Consider the following 18,784-nt stretch of genomic DNA (forward strand, 5'->3'; position numbering starts at 1 on the left):
ATTTATTTTAAAAAAAACAATCCATCATTCTATATATTCCTTTAACGTCTTGCTTCTTGATGAGTGGCGGAGTTTCCTGATGGCTTTTGCTTCTATTTGGCGTACGCGCTCTCTGGTTACACCGAAAATTTCGCCGACTTCTTCAAGGGTCCTGGGATAACCGCCATCCAGCCCATGGCGCAATGTAAGTATTTTTTCTTCCCTTTCGGAAAGGTTTGCAAGAACCTTTTTAATTTCTTCCCTGCGCATTTCCTGGAAAATACTTTTCACCGGATTGGACCCTCTTTTGTCTTCAATAAAATCTTTTAACGAGGATTCCTCATCTTCGTCAAGGGGTGTATCAAGGGAAATAGGTTCTTGAACCATTCTTAAAATATGTTTGATTTTAGTTATGGAAACTCTAAGAGTTTTTGAATATTCTTCAATTGTCGGATCCCTGCCGATGGTCTGGCGGTACCTTTTTGACATTTTTAGCATCTTGGAAATAAGTTCTTTCATATGGACCGGTATTCTTATAGTCCTGGACTGGTCAGCAATAGCCCTGTTGATTGACTGCCTGATCCACCAGGTTGCATATGTAGAAAATTTGAAGCCGCGTTTGTATTCAAATTTTTCGATGGCTTTCATTAATCCCAGGCTGCCTTCCTGAATAAGATCTGTCAGGTCCAGGCCGCTTGAAGTTGCATATTTTTTTGCTACGGAAACTACAAGCCTCAGATTTGCTTTAATTAGTTTGAGTTTGTCTTCAAGGATAAGCCGTTCAAGTTCTTTAATTTTTATATAAGTGTCAAAAAGCTGGTTATGGGTTACGGGTAGAGATGTGCCTGACCTGTTAGTTTTCTTGACGATATTTTTTAGATTGATTATGCTGGATTCGATGCCCGTAAATGTATACCCTGTGGCATGCCTGAAAGCTGTGGGGGTAATCCTTTTCGCCTCGCACCTTCTATAGAGCCTGAATAAGTCTACATAAGACATTTTAAATCTTTTCTCATATTTTTTAATTTCGCCTTCCCACTGTTTAGCATGGCTGGCAAAAGTTTTTATCTTATTGATCAAACGTTTTATTTTGTCCTGGTTGAGGTTGAGCCCTATAATTTTGTCAATTATGTTCTGTCTTTCCTGGGCTATGCGATTGTAGAGAGCGGTCTGGTTTTTGTGTTTTTTTGCTTTTTTCTCAAGTTTTTTCACTTTTCTATCAGTATTATTGATATATTTTACGGTGGCTCTCATTTTCTGGCGCATACGGCTTAGTTGTGCTGAAGATTTCCGTCCTCTGGGCATAAGTTCCTTGGTAGTCATTTCCTTCTGGTCAAGCAACAATTCCCAATTGCGAATTTCTTTTAGTGTGATTGGAGAGCCCAATACTATAAGTTTTAACTTTTTTTCATTTTCTCTTATGCTTCTTGCGAGATTTACTTCTTCTTCGCGTTTGAGGAGCGGTTCCTTGCCCATCTCTGATAAATATAGCCTGACCGGGTTAGTCAGTTCTTCTTCATTTCCGTAAGAGTAAGTATGATGCGGTTCTGCGCGTTCCAGTTGATGGGGTTTAATGTTTGTTTCAGTTTCAGCTTTGTCTATAACGGGAATTCCCATATCCTCCAGCGTGCCGAAAAATTTATCAAGCTGTTCCGGAGATATAGTGTCCTCAGGCATAGCGCGGTTTATCTCATCGTAGGTTATGTATTCATTTTCTTTTGCATGCTGTAGCAATCCTTTAAAAATATCTTTATTCATTTTGTTAAGTGTCCTCCTGAGCCTTTCAATATAGTTCCTAATTTAGTCCATTCTTCTATTTTTACAGGGTCAGATTTAATTTTGCCATCCAACATAGGAATAACTTCTTTTTCAAGCTCTTTTCTTCTTTTTTCATTTTGCTGGGCGTTTATGTCCCTCAGCAATGTTTCCATTTGCTGTTTGGGGGAATTATGTTTTCCTGTTTCAAAAGCCAACTGCATAAACCATTTTGCGGCGTCTTCATCAAGCGTATCTGCTAGGGCTGCAAAAGGTACTCCTTTGTTTAACTGGTTTAACAAAGGGAAAATATGAGAGCATCTTTCGTCGTTAAAAATTTCCAAATTTACCATTTTTATTAGTTCGGGATTCTGTACGCAAAGGCATATGATTTCTTCTTCAAGGCTTCTTATAGTGCTGACAACTGCTGTTGGATTCGCGCTTTTATCCTGGAAGCCAATTTTTTTCTTGAAAGAAACTTTTCTAAGTTCAGAAATTATCAGGGATTCGTCTATTTCCAGCTTCTGTGAAATAAATTTTATCATCTCATGCCTGAAAACCTGGTCTTTGACTTTGGCTATAGTTTCAAGGGCATTCTTAATAAATTTCGATTTATTCTCCGGCGTAGAAATGTCATTTTTCAGGGTGAATAAATACGCTTTAAATTCAACCGGATTAACTCCTGTCAGGACAAGTTTGTCGAATGCTTCCCTGCCATTGTGAATCAAATATTCATCAGGATCCATTTTTTCCGGCAGCGAGACAATTTTGCAGAAAATGTCATTTTCCAGGCAAAGCTCGCCCGCTCTTACTGCTGCTTCGCGACCGCTGTCATCCGAATCAAAGATCAATAAAGCCATCTCGATAAATCTTTTTATAAACTTAAGCTGGTCCGCTGTCAGTGATGTCCCTAAGGGCGCTACAGCATTATCCAGGCCGTATTGATGGCACATCAGGACATCCATATAGCCTTCAAGAATTATTACTTTCTTAGTTTTGCTGATGCCTGACTTTGCTTGAAATAACCCGTATAAAGACCTGGATTTGCTGTAAAGCATGCTGTCCGGGGTATTCAAGTAAAGCGGCTGAACGTCTTTTTTTAAGGTTCTTCCGCCGAAAGCAATTGGATTTCCGGAAAAATCGTAAATGGGGAATACAATCCTGTCGCGCATGAAGTCATAAGGTTTGCCATTCCTTTCCGAGACAGCTATAAGCCCGCTTTTCTGTAAAAGTTCCTGGCTGTACTTTTTACGCGACTGATTCAGGAAATCGTTTCCTTCAGGCGCATAACCAAGTTGGAATCTTTCGATGGTATCTTTATTTATCCCGCGTTTTTCAAGGTAACTGCGTGCAAATGATGCTTTCTCGGATTCCAGAAGGTACTTATGATAAAACTTGACAGTAGCGCTTAGTATTTCCAGTACGTCTTTCTTATCCGCCGGTATTTCTTCGTCGATTTCTTTTATTATTATACCGGCCCTTGAAGCAAGTTTTTTTATCGCTTCAGGATAGGAGATGTTATCATACAACATGACAAACTTGAATACATCTCCGCCGGCTTTACAGCCGAAACAATGAAAAATATTTTTTGACGGGCTTATGTAAAAAGAGGGGGCTTTTTCTGAATGAAAAGGGCAAAGCGCCGTATAGTCTTTACCGACCCTTCTTAAATTCGGTATATATTCATTGATTAACTCAACAATATTTACCGAATCCCGTAAATTGTCAATAGTTTCTTTTGGAATTCTCGACATAGTTTCACTGTAAAACGCTTCGTTTAGGCGTTTCTGCGAATACGGGTAAAACCCGAACAGCCGAAAAATTCGATTTTACCGAACTTTTTTTCAACTTCATCGAAAAGAAGGTTTAGTCCTAATGTATCCGATGAAATGTGCCCGGCAATAACAACATTTATATGGAATTTTTCTGCGTTTTTATAATGTTCGTCCGACATATGCATGCCTACAATGGTGCCGACTCCGGCGGTTGCAAGTTTTTCAAAAACTTCGATAGAGCCTTCCGTTCCGCCGGTCATATCAGCAAATATCTTTCCGGCATGCTTGTCTTTTGACCCTACAAAAATAGTAGGCCCGCAATTATTTGTTACCGCGTTTTTATACTCGGGTATTTTTTTTAGCATTTTCAATACATCATCCAGCGTTTCGGGAGGATTTTTATCAAAAAGTTTCTGCAAATAGTCGTTGACGCAGTTATCAGCCGGGGTATGCACATTCATAAAGGGAATATCAAGCAATCTGGCCGCATCTGAAGCCCTAGTGTGGTTTTGAGGCATGACTTTGCGTGAAACTTCTTTTATTCTGGGTTCCATGATTGCTTCTGCGATATTGATAGGAACACCGAATTTATGCAGGATGTCAGCCTGCATGTTCATTACTTCGTAGAAGTTGGCATAGGCCCTACCTTCAGGATGATGCGCTATAGCCAGGTCTATTTTTTTTCCGCTTTTTCTCAACGAATCCATCAGCAAAAGTTCCGGAGTTTCCACATCAACGCCTAATAGTACCGATTTCACTTCTGTGTCTTCTTTGCCGTTTAATATCCGTGAATCGGCATAGGGATTGGAGAGTCTTTCTTTGTCAAAGCCGCTTTTTTCATCATCGGTAAGCTTATCGAACTTTTTTTGTTCGGTTTTAAGAGCTTTTTGAATTATATCATTGCCCCGAGGGTCTTTCTTCTTGCCGGTTTCAATAACAAACTCGTAAAGAGATCTTAATTTAACCATGGGATTGTTTCTCCTTAGTAGCTTTTTTTGAAATATCTTCTTGACTTTCTGCGGCGAGATTCTGCAAGTTTTTCCTTGCGCACAACGCTCGGCGGTTTATAGAATTCTCTTCTTTTAATTTCCTGAAGGATACCGTCTCTTTCACAGCCGCGTTTAAAACGCCTCAGTGCTTCTTCAATTGATTCGCCTTCTCTTACTTTAACTCCAACCATTAATTTTCACCTTCCCTTTCGTAATAATATATTTTTTTAGCCCCAAAACCAATCAGGTAGCGGTTTTGGGATTTCGCACTTTGCTCAACCTGGGGGCCAGCCTAGTTTCCTTTTTCCAAGCAGGTGGAAATGCAGATGGCCTACTGCCTGGCCGGCATCCGGGCCGTTATTAACAATTAAGCGAAACCCGGTTTCCGATACTTTTTCTTTTACCGCTAAAGCTTGCGCAACCAAATGAATTTTTCCGATCAATTCCCGGTCCTTGTCTTTTAAGTCCATTACCGATGGAATATGCTTTTTTGGGATAATCAATATGTGGACTGGCGCCTGGGGATTTACGTCATTGAAAGCAAATATTTCATCATCTTCGAAAACAGCAGCCGCCGGTATTTTTTTCTCCGCAATTTTACAAAAAATACAATCAGACATCTTTTTTGTCCTTGTTATAGTTTCCAAAATCGTAAATATCTTTGTGCTTGTAACCCGAACTCTAAAAAGGTTTGTATATTGGCAGGCCAGATACAACTTAATACTATATTAACAATATTTGCAGAAAAGTCAAGGGGTTTGCAAAAAATAGTTAATAATTATTAAATTATATGGTGGAGGTGCGGGGAATTGAACCCCGGTCCAGAAATACGCAAATAAGGCGCCTACAGGCTTAGTTCAGATTTTTTTTGCCGTTTTCAGTTTGTCTCTGAACCTGACGCTGAAAACGGTCCCCAATTTATTTTGTCCTTCTAAAAGCTGTCGGGGCATCAAATTTTAGAAGTAAGCCTATTTAGACGCTGTCCGTTTTATAGGCGTCAAACAGCAGCGTGCCGCCATCAATTAGGCAGCGTATGCATAAGTGTTTGCACTTATTTGTAGTGGCCGATTGTTAACGTGGCCTTCGGCCAACCACGGCCTGCAACCATTATTTACACTACCCCTGTCGAACCCTGTTCACCCCCAGCTATTTACTATCTCGGCGATCATCAATGCGGCGCTCACCCTTTCTTCTGTTGTATGACGGTTCTGTACCGCCCAGCCAACGCTTGTCTGAACTTTTTCTTCTTTGACTTTTTCTGGTGCTTTTATTAATTTTGTTAGCCATAATACCTCACTTTATTCTGCGCGCGTTTCTCGCTTTTTTAAAAAAATCTTTCATCATTTTTGAGCATTTTTCTTGGATGGTTATATCCGGTATTTGTACAAGTTCGGGTTTTTTTAAAGAACGATTCGTGTACATTTTATTAAAAGAAGCACACCCGAATACAATTTTTTTTATTCTTGCCAAATGGATGGCAGTCAGGCACATGGCGCATGGTTCTACGGTCACATAAAGAGTTGAATCTGACAGCCTCCAATTGCCTGTTTTTCGGCCAGCTTTACGTATCGCAAGTATTTCCGCATGTGCTGTCGCATCATTTTCCGTTTCTATGCGATTATAAGCTTTTGCAATTATTTTGTCGTTTTTTGCAATTACTGCGCCTACGGGAACTTCACTGTTTTTCAATGATCTTTGCGCTTCTTCAATAGCTTTTTCCATGAAGAACCCGTCGTTATTGTTTGATGAAATCATATACAAAAAGTTTCCGTTTTAAAAATTAAAATGCGCCCAGCAGGATTTGAACCTGCAGCCTAACGGTTCGTAGCCGTTCGCTCTATCCAATTGGGCTATGGGCGCGCATGCATAATTACGCAGTTATGCGACAATTTCAATCATTCTGTTTACGGATTTCAGTGCTTTTTCTCTTGTTTCTTTTGAAACTTTTACTTCCGGTTTCATTTCTTCAAGTGACCAAAGAACCTTCTCAAGAGTAATAAGCTTCATGTTAGGGCATACGGCTAATTCACTGGCTGGAACAAAAACTTTATCGGGGTTGTCTTTTTTAAGTTTATGCAAAAGGCCCACTTCGGTGCCGATAATAAAAGTTTTTAAATTTGATTCTTTGGCATAACGTATCATTCCGCTTGTTGAAAGTACTTCGTCAGCAAGTTTAACAACTTCCATATGGCATTCAGGGTGTACTAAAACTTTTGAATCCGGATATTTTGTTTTCAGTTTTTTGATATCTTCCGGAAGTATTTTTAAATGCGTGGGGCAGTAGCCGTTCCACATAATTATTTTTTTATCGGATTTAGACTGCACGTAACTGGCAAGATATTTGTCCGGGACAAAAATAACTTCTTTTTCTTTAAGGGAAGCAATTACTTTTTCTGCATTTGCCGATGTGCAGGCGATATCTGTTTCGGCTTTTACGGCAGCCGAGGTATTTACATAACTTACAACAGGTACTCCGGGGTATTTTTTCTTTAAACTTCTCACATCTTCAGACGTTATTGTATTTGCCAAAGGGCATCCCGCGTTTGCATCAGGAAGAAGTATGGTTTTATCCGGGGACAAAATCGCGGCGGTTTCAGCCATAAAATGAACCCCGCAAAAAACGATAACGTCCGCATCGGTTTTTGCTGCTTTTCTTGAAAGCTCAAGCGAATCTCCTGATAAATCAGCAATATCCTGAACCTCAGGCAGCTGGTAATTGTGTACCAGAATTACCGCATTTCTTTTAGTCTTTAATTCCTGGATTTTTTCGGTTATTTTTTTATTTGAATTATTATTCATTTTATTTCTTTCTTTTTATTTCCTCTTCAAGTTTGTCAATTCTTTTAGTAAGAAAATCGAATCCTTCTGCTATCGGGTCAGGTAATTTGTTGTGTTCAAGTTTGTTAAGGTCTTCTTGTGAAAATCCAACTACTACTCTTCCGGGAACTCCTACAACAGTAGCTCCGTTTGGTACTTCTTTTAGTACCACGGAGCCCGCGCCGACTCTTGCCTGGTCGCCTATTTTAATAGCTCCGAGTACAATTGCATTTGAGCCTATTACCACATTGTTTCCGATAGTAGGATGCCTTTTGCCTTTGCTTAAAGTTGTTCCGCCGAGGACAACTCCTTTGTACATAAGAACGTTGTCGCCTATTTCCGTGGTTTCGCCTATTACAACTCCCATTCCATGGTCAATAAAAAAATTCTTCCCTATTTTTGCGCCGGGATGAATTTCAATCCCGGTAAAATGCCTGTTTATCTGGGATATAATGCGGGCTAACGTAAAATATTTTTTATTATAAAGTTTATGCGCAATGCGGTGAAGAATGATCGCATGCAGGCCGGGATAGCAAAGCAGAACCTCAATAAAGTTTCTTGCTGCCGGGTCTTTCTCAAAAATAGTTTTTACGTCTTCCCTTAATGTTTTAAACATTGATTGCCCCGTTCAAACCCCGCTCAGGTGGGGTAAATTGAACGCAAATTATACATAATTATAATTTCATTTGCAACAAAACCCCTAATCAATTTGACGGTTTTGAATTTTTTTGATATATGTTAAATAATGCTAACAAATGAAAAACCGGCTCCAAGAGCCATCGTTTTATATTCCGGCGGACTGGATTCAACTCTTGCCGTTTTAGTTTTAAAAAGGCTCGGAGTCGAAGTTATTGCTGTTAATTTTACAACTTCTTTCGGGTGTTCACCGCAGGATAGGTCTTCATGTTCTCATGCAGACGATTCTGTAGCCGAAAAATTCGGGTTCACGTTGAAATATTACCCGCTTGGGGAAGAATTCTGGAACATTGTAAAACACCCTGCCCATGGTTACGGGAAAAATATGAATCCGTGCATAGATTGCCGTATACTCATGCTTAAAGAAGCAAAAAAAATAATGGATGCAACACAAGCGGATTTCATCGCAACCGGAGAAGTATTAGGCCAACGGCCTATGTCCCAGCATATAAGGGCTTTAAATATGATTGAAAGGGAATCCGGGCTTAAGGGCTATCTGCTAAGGCCTTTGTCAGCCAAATTATTGCATCCAACGATTCCTGAACAAAACGGCTTTATTGACAGAGATAAATTGTTGGGTTTATTGGGGAGAACCAGAAAACCGCAGTTTGCTTTAGCGAAGGAGTTTGGTTTATTGAAAATTCCCCAGCCTGCGTCAGGATGCCTGCTAACAGACCCTGATTATTCCCGCAAATTAAAGGACTTGCTAAAATACAGTCCTGATTGTGATGGCAGAGACATTGAGCTGCTGAAAGTTGGCAGGCATTACAGGCTGGCAGAAAATTCCAAACTGATTATCGGCAGAAACTTTAAGGATAATTGTAAAATTGAAAAACTTTTTAAGTATGGGGATGTGCTGCTTTCTCCGGGAGACGATATTCCTGGGCCTACGGCTCTTTTACTTGAAAAGAATATTAACGATGTTCATATCGGACTTTCAGCAAAAATATTTGCAAGGTTTTCCGATGGGAAAAAATCAGTAGTATCGGTCCTAATTAAAAACTCCGGTAATGAGATTTTGATAAATGCACAATCAATGGCTGAAGATGAATTAAACCAAATGAAAATATGAACCAGAAAGCCCTTGTCAGTGCCTGCCTTTGCGGCGATAAATGCCGTTATGACTCCAAAGGGTTAAAGATCATTCCCAAAATAAAAAAATTAAAGAACATTTTTAAAGTGTGCCCGGAAAAATTAGGTGGTTTGCCCGTCCCAAGAAAAAAATCATTTATTGTAAATGGCAACGGGAGGGCAGTTTTGCAAGGGTGTGCGAAAGTTGTAGATGAAAAAGGTAAGGATGTTACGGCTAATTTTTTGAAAGGTGCACAAAAAGTTTTAAACCTGGTTCAAAAAAATGGAATCAGGAAGGCGATTATGAAAGCAAGAAGCCCTTCCTGTGGAAAAGACGGGGTAACATTTGCACTGCTGAAACTAAATAAAATCAAAATTGAGATAGTGGATTAGAATGGGCGAAATAAAACCGGCACAACCGGTAAAATTAATAGTTGTTTGACAAGTTATTCTGATATTTGTAGAATGATTTCGTTTCAATAGTTAAAGTCCAAAAGCATCAGCATAAAAGAATATGGACAGATATTTAACAGACCAGGAAAAATTACTGGCAAAAAGTCTATTGAAAAACATAGATTTTCTCAAAGACCTCCCGGATCCGGAGCTGGACCAGCTGGCTAATTCGCTTGAAAAGAAAAATTTTAAGCCTGAACAAACTGTTGTTTTTCAGGGCGAGATTTCCAGCAAACTTTATATTGTTTGCGATGGTCTGGTGGGGGTTTTTGTAAGAATCGGCGGAGAGAAAAAGAAGGTGGCGGAGTTAAGGGTGGGGGATTATTTCGGGGAAATGTCATTGCTTGAACCTGCGACCGCCAGCGCTACAATTCGCGCAGAAAAACCATCCGTAATATGCGCCATATCCTGTGATAATTTTAAAAAAATAGTTGAAAAAAATACGGTTGCACTTGAAACCTTAAAGAAAAAAATAACTGCAAGAAAAGAAGCTTCAAAACCTAAATGACCAAAAAGAAATCAACAGGATTGTTGTCGGATTTACTGATAGGGCTGATAATTTCCCTGGTTTTAATAGGTGCGTTTTTATTGCAGGTCTCCTTTTTTGAAGGTTTCGAATATAAATTTTATGACATGCGCGCAAAACTGCGCAAAAGCAAAGGCCCCAGTAATAAAATCGCTATTGTAACTATTGACGATCAAAGTATTGCCAACATAGGCAGGTGGCCCTGGCCGCGCGCGGTTATTGCGGAATTAATCAACCAGATTGCCAAATCCAATCCGAAAGTTATAGGTTTGAATATTTTGTTCACTGAGCCGGATAGAAACCAGGGTTTGGAAGAGTTAAAGAAACTTAAAGAGAGTTATATAGCAATTATTTTCCAGACCCAGGGTAAACTGAAATTGAAAAAAGATAAAGAACTGCTGATGAATTTCATGCAGTCTTTAAGCGAAGCAGAAGCAAGTATAGATAATGACACAATTCTTACTACATCCATCGAATCAGCCCAAAATATAGTCCTTCCGATGTTTTTCACTTTAGGTAAACCTCTCTCTACAGAACAAGCAGGAGGAGAGTCTTCTGTATTATCCAGCAATACTATAACCAATGTAACAAAAGTGGATGAAAAAGACCAAAAAAAGCTAGCTGTGCTTGAAGGATATATGCCTACAACACCGCTCGATTTATTTGCAGAAGTTTCTGCGGGCATCGGGCATTCAAATCTTGTTGCGGATTTGGATGGTGTAGTCAGGCGCGAATGTCCGGTGATAAAATGCAATGACAAATATTATCCGTCATTTGCTTTACAGCTTGTCAGGATTTATCTTGGATTGCCGCTTGATGGGATAAAATTAAGCCCGGGCAGAGAGCTGTCTTTCGGCAGCGCAAATATTCCGCTTGGAAATAATAACTCAATGCTGATTGACTTCAGCGGTCCGGTGCAAACCTACCAGTATAATTCTGTTTTTGACGTTTTGACAGAAAAAATACCCTCGGATGTATTCAAAGACAAGATTGTACTTGTCGGCTATATGGCTACCGGATTAACGGAATTAAATACGGTCCCGGCCGGAAACAATTTCCCAAGTACGGAAATTATTGCCAATTCAATTCAAAATATTATTGAACAAAAATTTATCATGCGGCCTAAATGGTCTTTTGCTGTTGAGCTTGGAAGTTTGTTGGTTTGCGCTGCATTTATTACTTTCCTGCTTCCAAAACTCAAAGCCAAATGGGGCGCCATATTTTCAGTTGTTTTGCTTTTAATAATTTTAGGCGCGGGAACTTATTTCTTCGTTTTCAACGGTTTATGGATAAAAGTTTTTTATCCGTCGTTTTTGCTGATATTCGGCTACACAGTAATTACATCAAAACGTTTCCTCTTGACAGAAAAAAGAAAAGAGCTTGTTGAAGCAGAAAGTATTGAAACTAATAAGATGCTCGGGCTTTCTTTTCAGGGGCAGGGTATGCTGGACCTGGCGTTTGAAAAATTTAGAAAATGCCCTCTTGATGACACAGTCAAAGATTTACTTTACAACCTGGGCCTTGATTTTGAAAGAAAAAGGCAATTCAATAAAGCTGCTTCAGTTTATGAGCATGTCGCAACAGCCGACCCGAAGTTTAAAGACATTGAAGAGCGCATGAAAACTCTTAAAGCGGTCAGTGAAGGCATGATGATGGGTTCTGTGCCGGGTTCCAAGAGAACCAAAGGTGATACAGTCATAATGGAAGGCCTTGCAAACCAGGCTCCTACGCTTGGCAGGTATGAAATAGTAAAAGAATTGGGCCATGGCGCCATGGGAACAGTTTATCTGGGCAAAGACCCTAAAATTAACCGGTTGGTAGCTATAAAAACAGTACGTTTTGAGGATGATTTACCTGAAGAAGAGATGAAAGCGATAAAACAAAGATTTTTCCGCGAAGCGGAATCCGCAGGCAATCTTTCTCATCCGAATATTATCCGAATTTTTGATGCCGGCGAGGATTATGACGTTTCCTATATAGCCATGGAATTGTTGGAAGGCGAAGATTTGAAAAAGTACGGTGAAAAAGCAAACCTGCTTCCAATAAAAGACGTAATAAATATTTTGATAAGGGTTGCAGATGGTTTGGATTTTGCCCACAAACAGGGTGTTGTTCATAGAGATATAAAACCTGCGAATATTATGATGCTTAAGGATGGTTCAATAAGAATTACTGATTTTGGCATAGCCCGCGTTATGGCATCATCAAAAACGCAGACAGGAACTGTTCTTGGGACGCCGTCCCATATGTCTCCGGAGCAGGTTGCCGGGAAAAAGGTTGACGGAAGGGCTGATCTTTTTTCTTTCGGCGTGATGATGTTTGAACTGTTGACGGGCCAGAAACCATTCCAGGGTGACAGCATAGCAACATTGATTTACCGGATAGCCAATGAAAAACACCCGGATCCAAAATCAATCAGAACTGATTTTCCTGATTGTTTAGTACCTGTAATAGATAAAGCATTGCAGAAAGACCCGAATAACCGTTACCAGACAGGGAAAGAAATCGTGGATGATTTGACAGTCTGTTTAGGAAAACTATAACCGGAGCTATGGATGAAATTGATTATTGCTGGCAAAACAGATAAAGGTGTGGTGCGGCAAAATAACGAGGATGCTTACGCCGTTGACGAAGAGATTAAATTATTGGTAGTTTGCGATGGTGCCGGCGGTCAGGCAACAGGAGAAGTAGCGAGCAAGATAGCAACAGACGTTATACCTACACAGATGCGCCGAGCTCTTATAAATAAAGAAAGAACGATATTCGGAGAAAAAAATCCGAATTTTTCTGATGAGACAAATTTTCTTGCTTCAAGCATAAGATTTGCAAATCAGGTGATATTTGAAGCGGCAAGGAAATACCCGCAAAATTCCGGGATGGCTACAACTGTAGTTTCAGTGCTGGTTAAAGATGACACTATTTCTTATTGTAATGTTGGTGACAGCCGGATCTATTTAATAAGGGAAGGGACATTTAAACAACTGACTAATGACCATTCGCTGGTTATGGAACAGTTAAGAAGATGTTTAATAACAAAGGACCAGGCAGAAAAATCGGAATATAAAAATATTTTAGTAAGAGCGCTGGGGCCCAAACAGGATGTGGAAGTTGATATGCAGGAGATGCCGGCAAAAGAGGGGGATTTGCTCATGCTTTGTTCTGACGGTTTAACTCACATGACCAAGGATTCAGAAATATTTGAAAAAATAAAGAATGGCCAGGTTCCAGAAGAAATTTGTGAAAAATTAATTAATCTGGCAAACGATGCCGGCGGGAAAGACAACATAACCGTAATAGCAGCAAAATTAACTAAAGAAGAAGGAATATTGAAAAATTTCGTTTCTTTTATTAGGGGAAAATATGCCTCCTAAATTTTTACTAAAATTCAATGCAGCAGTAATCAAAGAAATCCCAATTCCTGAAAGCGTAAAATTATTAACTATCGGCAGGAAACCTGATAACGACATCGTTATTGACAATCCTGCAATTTCAGGGCACCATTGCAAAGTAACAAAGTTCGGAAATGTTTATTTTGTTGAAGATTTAGGCAGTACAAACGGTACTTACATTAAAGGTAAAAAAATCATTAAAGCAGAAATCCATCACAACGACCAGATTGACCTGGCGAAGCACTCATTACAGTTTTTTTACGAAGAAGAGCTCAAGGAACAAGGCCCGGCTGATAAAACAGTTGTTTTAAATTCGGAAGCGCAAAAAGAAATTCTTGAAAGGTATGCACAATCGGCGCAGCCGGCATCCTCCCCGCTTCCAATCCCGGATATTCCTTCTACTGACAAAACCGCATATTTAAAAGTGGTTGATGGGGTTGTTGACAAGACAGAAATTGATATCACAACAATAGTAACTTATATCGGTACTACTGACGCAGCCGCGATAAAATATAAACCAGGAAGCGGTATTTTTGCAGGCGGAGCACCGGAAATAGCCGGGCTTATTAATAAAAGGCCGGAAGGGTATATTCTTAAAGCTTTAAAGAGCGGGTTCCCAAAAGTAAACAGCCAGCCGGTAAAAGACCAGATTTTGTTAAAAGAATGGGATGTAATTGAGGTTGGCAAGACAAAATTGATATTGCTCTCAAAAGACAGAACCTGACAAACCAGCACTACGACATAGAAATAACCAACATACAAGTAATGAGTGGCCGCGTACATTTTTTCAGAAATCACTTGACATTACCTTGATTGTTTTTAAAACCAATGTTATAATAGTCCAATGAAAATGAGTAAAATTAAATTATTAATTTTTGACCTGGATGGCACGCTGGTAGATTCGAAGCTGGACCTGGCTAATGCGGTAAATTATGCTTTAAAGTCTCTTGATTTACCGCCCGTAAGAAATAAAATAATTTACGATTTTATCGGAGATGGCGTATGGCAATTAGTAGAAAGGTCTTTTGGGCCAAAAAATTCTGATAAAGTAGAGGAAGGGTTTAAATTGTTCAGAGACTATTATAAGGAACACTTGCTTGATACAACTGTGCTTTATCCCGGTGTTGAAGATACGTTAAAGTGTTTCAAGAAATTGAGAAAATGTGTTGTTACCAACAAATCTGAAGCTTTTTCAAAAACTATAATAAACGGGCTTAACATTGAACATTATTTTGATTTAGTTTACGGCGGAGATACATTTGATAAGCGCAAACCGGACCCTTTTGCTTTACTAAAAGCTATAGAAGAACTCAAAGTAAGCCCGTCTGAAACAATCATGATCGGTGACAGCAGGAACGATATCCTGGTGGCGAAGGCTGCAAATACGGTAAGCTGTGCAGTAGGATATGGCCTTGAAGACAGGGAAACGTTATTGAGCAACAAACCGGATTTTTTTATTGAAAGCATAACAGAGCTGAGAAATATTTTGAAAGGCAATATTTTGAAAGGCTATTGATTTATTTGTAAATTCGGGGTATACTAGTGTAGGAAATAAAAGAGAGGTGTCTATGAAAAAAATATACCTTTTGGTTTTATCAATTATGTTTTTTTCTTCGCAGGCATTTTGTGATCTTATCATTACGAAAATATCAGGTAAAGTAGGAGTCATGTCCGGCGTTAATAAAAGCTGGGTTACTCCAAAACCTTACCAGAAACTTGACCAGGATGATGTTGTGAAAACATTTTCTAACGGCAAAGTGGAGCTTCTTTTCGAAGACGGCACTACGGTCTGGCTGAAAGAAAACACGCAGCTGCAGATTGCCCGGTTGCAGAGCGATTCCAGGACTATAGTATTACAAGCAGGCAGGATCCGCACAAAGGTAATTCCCTTAAAATTCGGTATGAAATTTTCTGCAAAAACGCCGACAGCTGTAGCTTCAGTCCGCGGGACCGAGTTTATTTTACTCATGGATGAATCTGTGAGCCAATTACTGGTCATTGCAGGCAAGGTTGATTTTGGGAGCCTTGTATCCCAGCTCACGTCTTTAGTTGAAGCAGGCAATTCTTCTTTATCTGATTCCCTGGGTAAGATGACTCCGCCACAGCAGATTGAAGGAAATGACCTGCAAGTCGTAAACGATAATAGCTGGACCGATTTCAGCGCTCCTGCAGAACAACAAACTGAAGGAACTCCTGCACCTGAGGAACAAAAAACACAAAAAGAAGAAATGAAACAGGATCTGGCTGAATTAAGGCAGGAAATCCGCGAGTTGGTTATGGATGTAAAAACGGATGTCGCAACAGCGAAAGAATATACAGACGAAATAAAAGAATCAGATATTTCAACCGGCAGGACCCTGCGGGATAATTTTGGGAATGTAGTCAGAGTGGAACAAATGATGCTCCGCCCGGACACCAAAACACTGCAATTTATTAATATCACCAAAAGAAGCGATTATTCATACAAGGGCTATTTCACCTATGACGGGCCTTCCACTGCGCGCATAGATTCAATTGACGCTAAGATAACTTTTAACTTAGCTATGCCTGAAGATATTACCGACTGGCCTTCTTTTGCTTCTAACAACGATTCCTTGAAGCCTGTAAGCATGACAGTGAAGTTTTCTAACGGCAAAGATTCAATATTGATGGATAATACATATTTGGGTGAAAAAACCGATGCCCATGGTAATACGTCAGAAGAATGGGCTCATTCCACGTTGTTTAAAGGTAAAGACGGTGAATGGAAATTAGATGATGAGGATTATGAGAAAACGGATTCGTTATATTTTGACCCGGGGGAAGGCATAGACAGCAGCGGAGATGATGTTTTCTGGTCCTGGGCCATTTCCCCGAAAATAAGGCTTTACCGTGACTTGAACAATGACGGTAAATTCAGCTCCGGCGATACTATTAAATATGTTTATATGGGCAGCGAAGCATACCTTATAAATAACAGCGGCGGTATTTTAGCTGCCGCTAATTTTTCTGATTCCAGCGTAAATCCTTTTGTTCTCCTCAAAGAAATAGCTTTTCAGAATGTTATGTTTTGCAGGATAGGCGACAGCGGCAGCCTGCTGTTTGCAGGAATAAAGGGAGTAGATTCTGAAGATATTCCTATAACTGTGAAGGATACTGTCAGGAACAATTACGGTAATTTGAATAATTTTTTTGAGCGGGGCAATCTGGACCTGGTTTACACGCCGGATATTTTCATACCGATAGCCCAGAAGATTGCTTCACAGTTTGATAAAATTGATACAGGTTCGAAAAGCGACAAAAATAATAATAGCATGCGTTTATAAAATTTAAGAAAGGTAGACATTTATTTTGGTAAGATTAATTGTTGCTTTCCTGGTTATACTGTCCGCGCAAACCTGCCTTTATTGCGGTGATGATTTTGCATCTTCTGATATAGGCAAGGAAGCGATAAATCTGGGTTTAAAGTTTTTGGATAATCCCGGAGATTTTCTGTTTAACCTTCATTCCGACAATGTCGATTTCACCCCTGTAATTAAAGATAAAAACGTAACATTAAGGACTAATTTTTACCCAACCACTTTTCCAACAACCTGGCTGAATATGAATTTAAAGGTAAAAATACTTTCAGACGGCGGTTTTAGCCCGTGGGTGCCGCAGGTTGATTTATTGGGCGAATATGGGAAAATGGCGGTTCTTGACATGGTCGCCAGCAGTGCAACAAAACTTTCTAACTCGGATTATGCCATCGGGGTGGTTGTCACCAAAGAAGTTGCAGAAAACACCAGGCTTTATGCCGGTATAAATTATTCGAAAACAGAACTCATAACCAATTTTGATAAACCTATAGAATTCGGCGCATTCAAATTAAGCCAGCTTTCAGTAAATGTAGGAGATACATTTATTTTCACGGGTATTGAAAATCAAGTCCGGGAAGACCCGCCAAAACGTGTAGTTGCGCATTTAGGTTATGGTTTAAAAACAAAAAAAGTAGTTTCCAGGGTTGCGTGGTATACAAAAAACCTTGAATTAGGTTTTAATATTTATCCCGAGGGCCTGTTTGTAGTTCACCCTTTTCTGGCCTGGCATTGGTACTTTTGAGGAATAATTTTTAAAATGCAAAATACAAAGATAAAAATTCTTACAATCCTTTTGCCGCTTATGCTCTGTTGCTCACTGCTTAGAGCGGCGTCGGTTGCGCCCTATTACGATTTTCAGTTTACCCAAGGCGCGGCGATACCTTCAAGAGGCAGTTCAGAATTTTCCTTGAATCTGGTAAATGATGTCGGCCTGCTTGCTAAAATTCATCCCAGGCATACTTTAGTCGGTTTTTACGAAATAAAATATGTAGGGCCGGGGTTGACGCAGGAAGAAGGTGAAAGTTTCTCTGACAGGTATATGGACTATTTGTTGGTAGTAAGGCATAACTGGGTTTATAATAACAAGTACACTTTTAAGGCGCAATTGGACAATATGATTGAAAACCGCAGAACCGGCGCCAATGAAGCCTGGGGTTACGGCCTATATGATTATGTCAGATCCGGGGGTATGGTTGATGCAGAAATAAATTTTGAAACTTTTAAATTGGATTCAGCAATTCAATACAGCGTTTTGACTTTTCCTAACTATACCGATCTCGTTTCTGAATTGCAGTCCGGTTCAGCTGATGCAGAATCCCAGTCCGGGAAACAGGACCATAACCTTATACAGATCCGGTCCAATTTGGATTATGAGGAAAACAGGTTTAGTTTCGGCCTTACCCTTCAAAACTATATAAAACAGAAAGTCATAACAAATGTTACTCAGCCTGACGGTACCTATTATTCTTCCGACCTGCAGAGGGACATTATCTTGAACCTGGGGGCGGAAAGAACCCAAAAGTTTTCTGAAAGCATAATAATGAATATGTTTATTAGTTACAAAAACAGAGGGTCAAACCAGAACTATCAGCATTTTTTAACAGCCGGGTCAACCGTTCCAGTATCCTATCAGGCTGATTTTAACAGTTACTCTGAAATATCGGCTGGTTTTCCGGTTACTTTTGCTTTGGCAAAAAAATGGGATTTTGTTTTCAGTCCGGAATACAAATATAAATTTTATTCCTCCCGTTCTCCGAGAGATGAAAATAATTTATTTGTCGGCGGCAGGCAGAGCACTACATTGTTCTTGTTGTCTTTTGCATTTAATAAAAAGTCAAGCGATGTTTCCACCACCTCTCTTTTCTACACTTTCCAGCAGCAATCTTCAAATATGAAGTTTGAAAAGTACATGCCTTATAACTATTCAGGCCACTTTATTGGGATAAGATACTCCTTAAGATATTAAAATCTGCTGTAAATCATGGGGGATAATTCT

At 39.7% G+C, this 18,784-nt stretch carries 18 protein-coding genes, 1 tRNA gene and 1 other RNA gene; 10 read left to right on the forward strand and 10 right to left on the reverse strand.

Annotated features, from left to right (window positions below; translation table 11 throughout):
* Positions 1–24: 24 nt before the first annotated feature.
* From KKH91_00845 to cysE, 10 genes are all read right to left on the reverse strand, one after another.
* Entirely contained in the window at positions 25–1,737 is a 1,713-nt protein-coding gene (locus KKH91_00845) for a sigma-70 family RNA polymerase sigma factor (protein MBU0951364.1), read from the reverse strand.
* The gene (gene dnaG / locus KKH91_00850; GenBank protein MBU0951365.1) at positions 1,734–3,488 is read right to left on the reverse strand and encodes a DNA primase; all 1,755 of its coding nucleotides are present in this window, start codon (positions 3,486–3,488) and stop codon (positions 1,734–1,736) included. Before dnaG ends, KKH91_00845 begins: the two co-directional genes overlap by 4 nt.
* Positions 3,489–3,511: 23 nt before the next feature.
* The gene (locus KKH91_00855; protein MBU0951366.1) at positions 3,512–4,477 is read right to left on the reverse strand and encodes an NGG1p interacting factor NIF3; all 966 of its coding nucleotides are present in this window, start codon (positions 4,475–4,477) and stop codon (positions 3,512–3,514) included.
* A 14-nt stretch (positions 4,478–4,491) separates the two neighbouring features.
* On the reverse strand, positions 4,492–4,689 hold the full coding sequence (gene rpsU, locus KKH91_00860; protein MBU0951367.1) for a 30S ribosomal protein S21: 198 nt from the start codon (positions 4,687–4,689) through the stop codon (positions 4,492–4,494).
* Positions 4,690–4,773: 84 nt separating this feature from the next.
* Positions 4,774–5,118 carry a histidine triad nucleotide-binding protein gene (locus tag KKH91_00865; protein ID MBU0951368.1) on the reverse strand — a complete coding sequence of 115 codons (345 nt, stop codon included), beginning with the start codon at positions 5,116–5,118 and terminating at the stop codon, positions 4,774–4,776.
* A 171-nt stretch (positions 5,119–5,289) separates the two neighbouring features.
* Positions 5,290–5,642, reverse strand: a transfer-messenger RNA (tmRNA) gene (gene ssrA / locus KKH91_00870).
* 149 nt (positions 5,643–5,791) lie between these two features.
* Entirely contained in the window at positions 5,792–6,253 is a 462-nt protein-coding gene (locus KKH91_00875) for a nucleoside deaminase (protein MBU0951369.1), read from the reverse strand.
* A gap of 31 nt (positions 6,254–6,284) precedes the next feature.
* Positions 6,285–6,358, reverse strand: a tRNA-Arg gene (locus tag KKH91_00880).
* An 18-nt stretch (positions 6,359–6,376) separates the two neighbouring features.
* Complete coding sequence (nadA, locus tag KKH91_00885; protein MBU0951370.1) at positions 6,377–7,297, reverse strand: quinolinate synthase NadA; 921 nt, start codon at positions 7,295–7,297, stop codon at positions 6,377–6,379.
* A 1-nt stretch (position 7,298) separates the two neighbouring features.
* Positions 7,299–7,931, reverse strand: coding sequence for a serine O-acetyltransferase (cysE, locus tag KKH91_00890; protein ID MBU0951371.1), 633 nt, complete (start codon positions 7,929–7,931; stop codon positions 7,299–7,301).
* A gap of 129 nt (positions 7,932–8,060) precedes the next feature.
* On the opposite strand from cysE, the gene KKH91_00895 reads away from it, so the two are divergent.
* The 10 genes from KKH91_00895 (at position 8,061) to KKH91_00940 (ending at position 18,754) form a co-directional block, all read left to right on the forward strand.
* Complete coding sequence (locus tag KKH91_00895) at positions 8,061–9,083, forward strand: hypothetical protein (protein MBU0951372.1); 1,023 nt, start codon at positions 8,061–8,063, stop codon at positions 9,081–9,083.
* A complete protein-coding gene (locus tag KKH91_00900) occupies positions 9,080–9,475 on the forward strand; it encodes a DUF523 domain-containing protein (protein ID MBU0951373.1) in 396 nt (131 codons plus the stop codon). The genes KKH91_00895 and KKH91_00900 overlap by 4 nt, the downstream gene beginning before the upstream one ends.
* A 121-nt stretch (positions 9,476–9,596) precedes the next feature.
* Complete coding sequence (locus KKH91_00905) at positions 9,597–10,043, forward strand: cyclic nucleotide-binding domain-containing protein (protein MBU0951374.1); 447 nt, start codon at positions 9,597–9,599, stop codon at positions 10,041–10,043.
* Entirely contained in the window at positions 10,040–12,604 is a 2,565-nt protein-coding gene (locus KKH91_00910; protein MBU0951375.1) for a CHASE2 domain-containing protein, read from the forward strand. The genes KKH91_00905 and KKH91_00910 overlap by 4 nt, the downstream gene beginning before the upstream one ends.
* Before the next feature lie 12 nt (positions 12,605–12,616).
* A complete protein-coding gene (locus tag KKH91_00915; protein ID MBU0951376.1) occupies positions 12,617–13,432 on the forward strand; it encodes a Stp1/IreP family PP2C-type Ser/Thr phosphatase in 816 nt (271 codons plus the stop codon).
* Positions 13,422–14,174 (forward strand): FHA domain-containing protein, encoded by a 753-nt coding sequence (locus KKH91_00920; protein MBU0951377.1) that lies wholly within the window; start codon positions 13,422–13,424, stop codon positions 14,172–14,174. The genes KKH91_00915 and KKH91_00920 overlap by 11 nt, the downstream gene beginning before the upstream one ends.
* 126 nt (positions 14,175–14,300) lie before the next feature.
* Positions 14,301–14,966, forward strand: coding sequence for an HAD-IA family hydrolase (locus tag KKH91_00925; protein ID MBU0951378.1), 666 nt, complete (start codon positions 14,301–14,303; stop codon positions 14,964–14,966).
* Between the two features lie 52 nt (positions 14,967–15,018).
* A complete protein-coding gene (locus KKH91_00930) occupies positions 15,019–16,755 on the forward strand; it encodes a FecR family protein (protein ID MBU0951379.1) in 1,737 nt (578 codons plus the stop codon).
* A 25-nt stretch (positions 16,756–16,780) separates the two neighbouring features.
* Positions 16,781–17,530 carry a hypothetical protein gene (locus tag KKH91_00935; protein ID MBU0951380.1) on the forward strand — a complete coding sequence of 250 codons (750 nt, stop codon included), beginning with the start codon at positions 16,781–16,783 and terminating at the stop codon, positions 17,528–17,530.
* 15 nt (positions 17,531–17,545) lie between these two features.
* Entirely contained in the window at positions 17,546–18,754 is a 1,209-nt protein-coding gene (locus KKH91_00940; GenBank protein ID MBU0951381.1) for a hypothetical protein, read from the forward strand.
* The last annotated feature ends 30 nt before the right edge of the window (positions 18,755–18,784 follow it).

The organism is Elusimicrobiota bacterium, from assembly GCA_018816525.1.
Lineage (GTDB): Bacteria > Elusimicrobiota > Endomicrobiia > CG1-02-37-114 > XYA2-FULL-39-19 > OXYB2-FULL-48-7.

What these genes read in the sequence shown, in the direction of transcription:
- KKH91_00845 (MBU0951364.1), bottom strand. Translation starts at nt 1,737, where the DNA reads ATGAATAAAGATATTTTTAAAGGATTGCTACAGCATGCAAAAGAAAAT.
- dnaG (MBU0951365.1), bottom strand. Translation starts at nt 3,488, where the DNA reads ATGTCGAGAATTCCAAAAGAAACTATTGACAATTTACGGGATTCGGTA.
- KKH91_00855 (MBU0951366.1), bottom strand. Translation starts at nt 4,477, where the DNA reads ATGGTTAAATTAAGATCTCTTTACGAGTTTGTTATTGAAACCGGCAAG.
- rpsU (MBU0951367.1), bottom strand. Translation starts at nt 4,689, where the DNA reads ATGGTTGGAGTTAAAGTAAGAGAAGGCGAATCAATTGAAGAAGCACTG.
- KKH91_00865 (MBU0951368.1), bottom strand. Translation starts at nt 5,118, where the DNA reads ATGTCTGATTGTATTTTTTGTAAAATTGCGGAGAAAAAAATACCGGCG.
- KKH91_00875 (MBU0951369.1), bottom strand. Translation starts at nt 6,253, where the DNA reads ATGATTTCATCAAACAATAACGACGGGTTCTTCATGGAAAAAGCTATT.
- nadA (MBU0951370.1), bottom strand. Translation starts at nt 7,297, where the DNA reads ATGAATAATAATTCAAATAAAAAAATAACCGAAAAAATCCAGGAATTA.
- cysE (MBU0951371.1), bottom strand. Translation starts at nt 7,931, where the DNA reads ATGTTTAAAACATTAAGGGAAGACGTAAAAACTATTTTTGAGAAAGAC.
- KKH91_00895 (MBU0951372.1), top strand. Translation starts at nt 8,061, where the DNA reads ATGCTAACAAATGAAAAACCGGCTCCAAGAGCCATCGTTTTATATTCC.
- KKH91_00900 (MBU0951373.1), top strand. Translation starts at nt 9,080, where the DNA reads ATGAACCAGAAAGCCCTTGTCAGTGCCTGCCTTTGCGGCGATAAATGC.
- KKH91_00905 (MBU0951374.1), top strand. Translation starts at nt 9,597, where the DNA reads ATGGACAGATATTTAACAGACCAGGAAAAATTACTGGCAAAAAGTCTA.
- KKH91_00910 (MBU0951375.1), top strand. Translation starts at nt 10,040, where the DNA reads ATGACCAAAAAGAAATCAACAGGATTGTTGTCGGATTTACTGATAGGG.
- KKH91_00915 (MBU0951376.1), top strand. Translation starts at nt 12,617, where the DNA reads ATGAAATTGATTATTGCTGGCAAAACAGATAAAGGTGTGGTGCGGCAA.
- KKH91_00920 (MBU0951377.1), top strand. Translation starts at nt 13,422, where the DNA reads ATGCCTCCTAAATTTTTACTAAAATTCAATGCAGCAGTAATCAAAGAA.
- KKH91_00925 (MBU0951378.1), top strand. Translation starts at nt 14,301, where the DNA reads ATGAGTAAAATTAAATTATTAATTTTTGACCTGGATGGCACGCTGGTA.
- KKH91_00930 (MBU0951379.1), top strand. Translation starts at nt 15,019, where the DNA reads ATGAAAAAAATATACCTTTTGGTTTTATCAATTATGTTTTTTTCTTCG.
- KKH91_00940 (MBU0951381.1), top strand. Translation starts at nt 17,546, where the DNA reads ATGCAAAATACAAAGATAAAAATTCTTACAATCCTTTTGCCGCTTATG.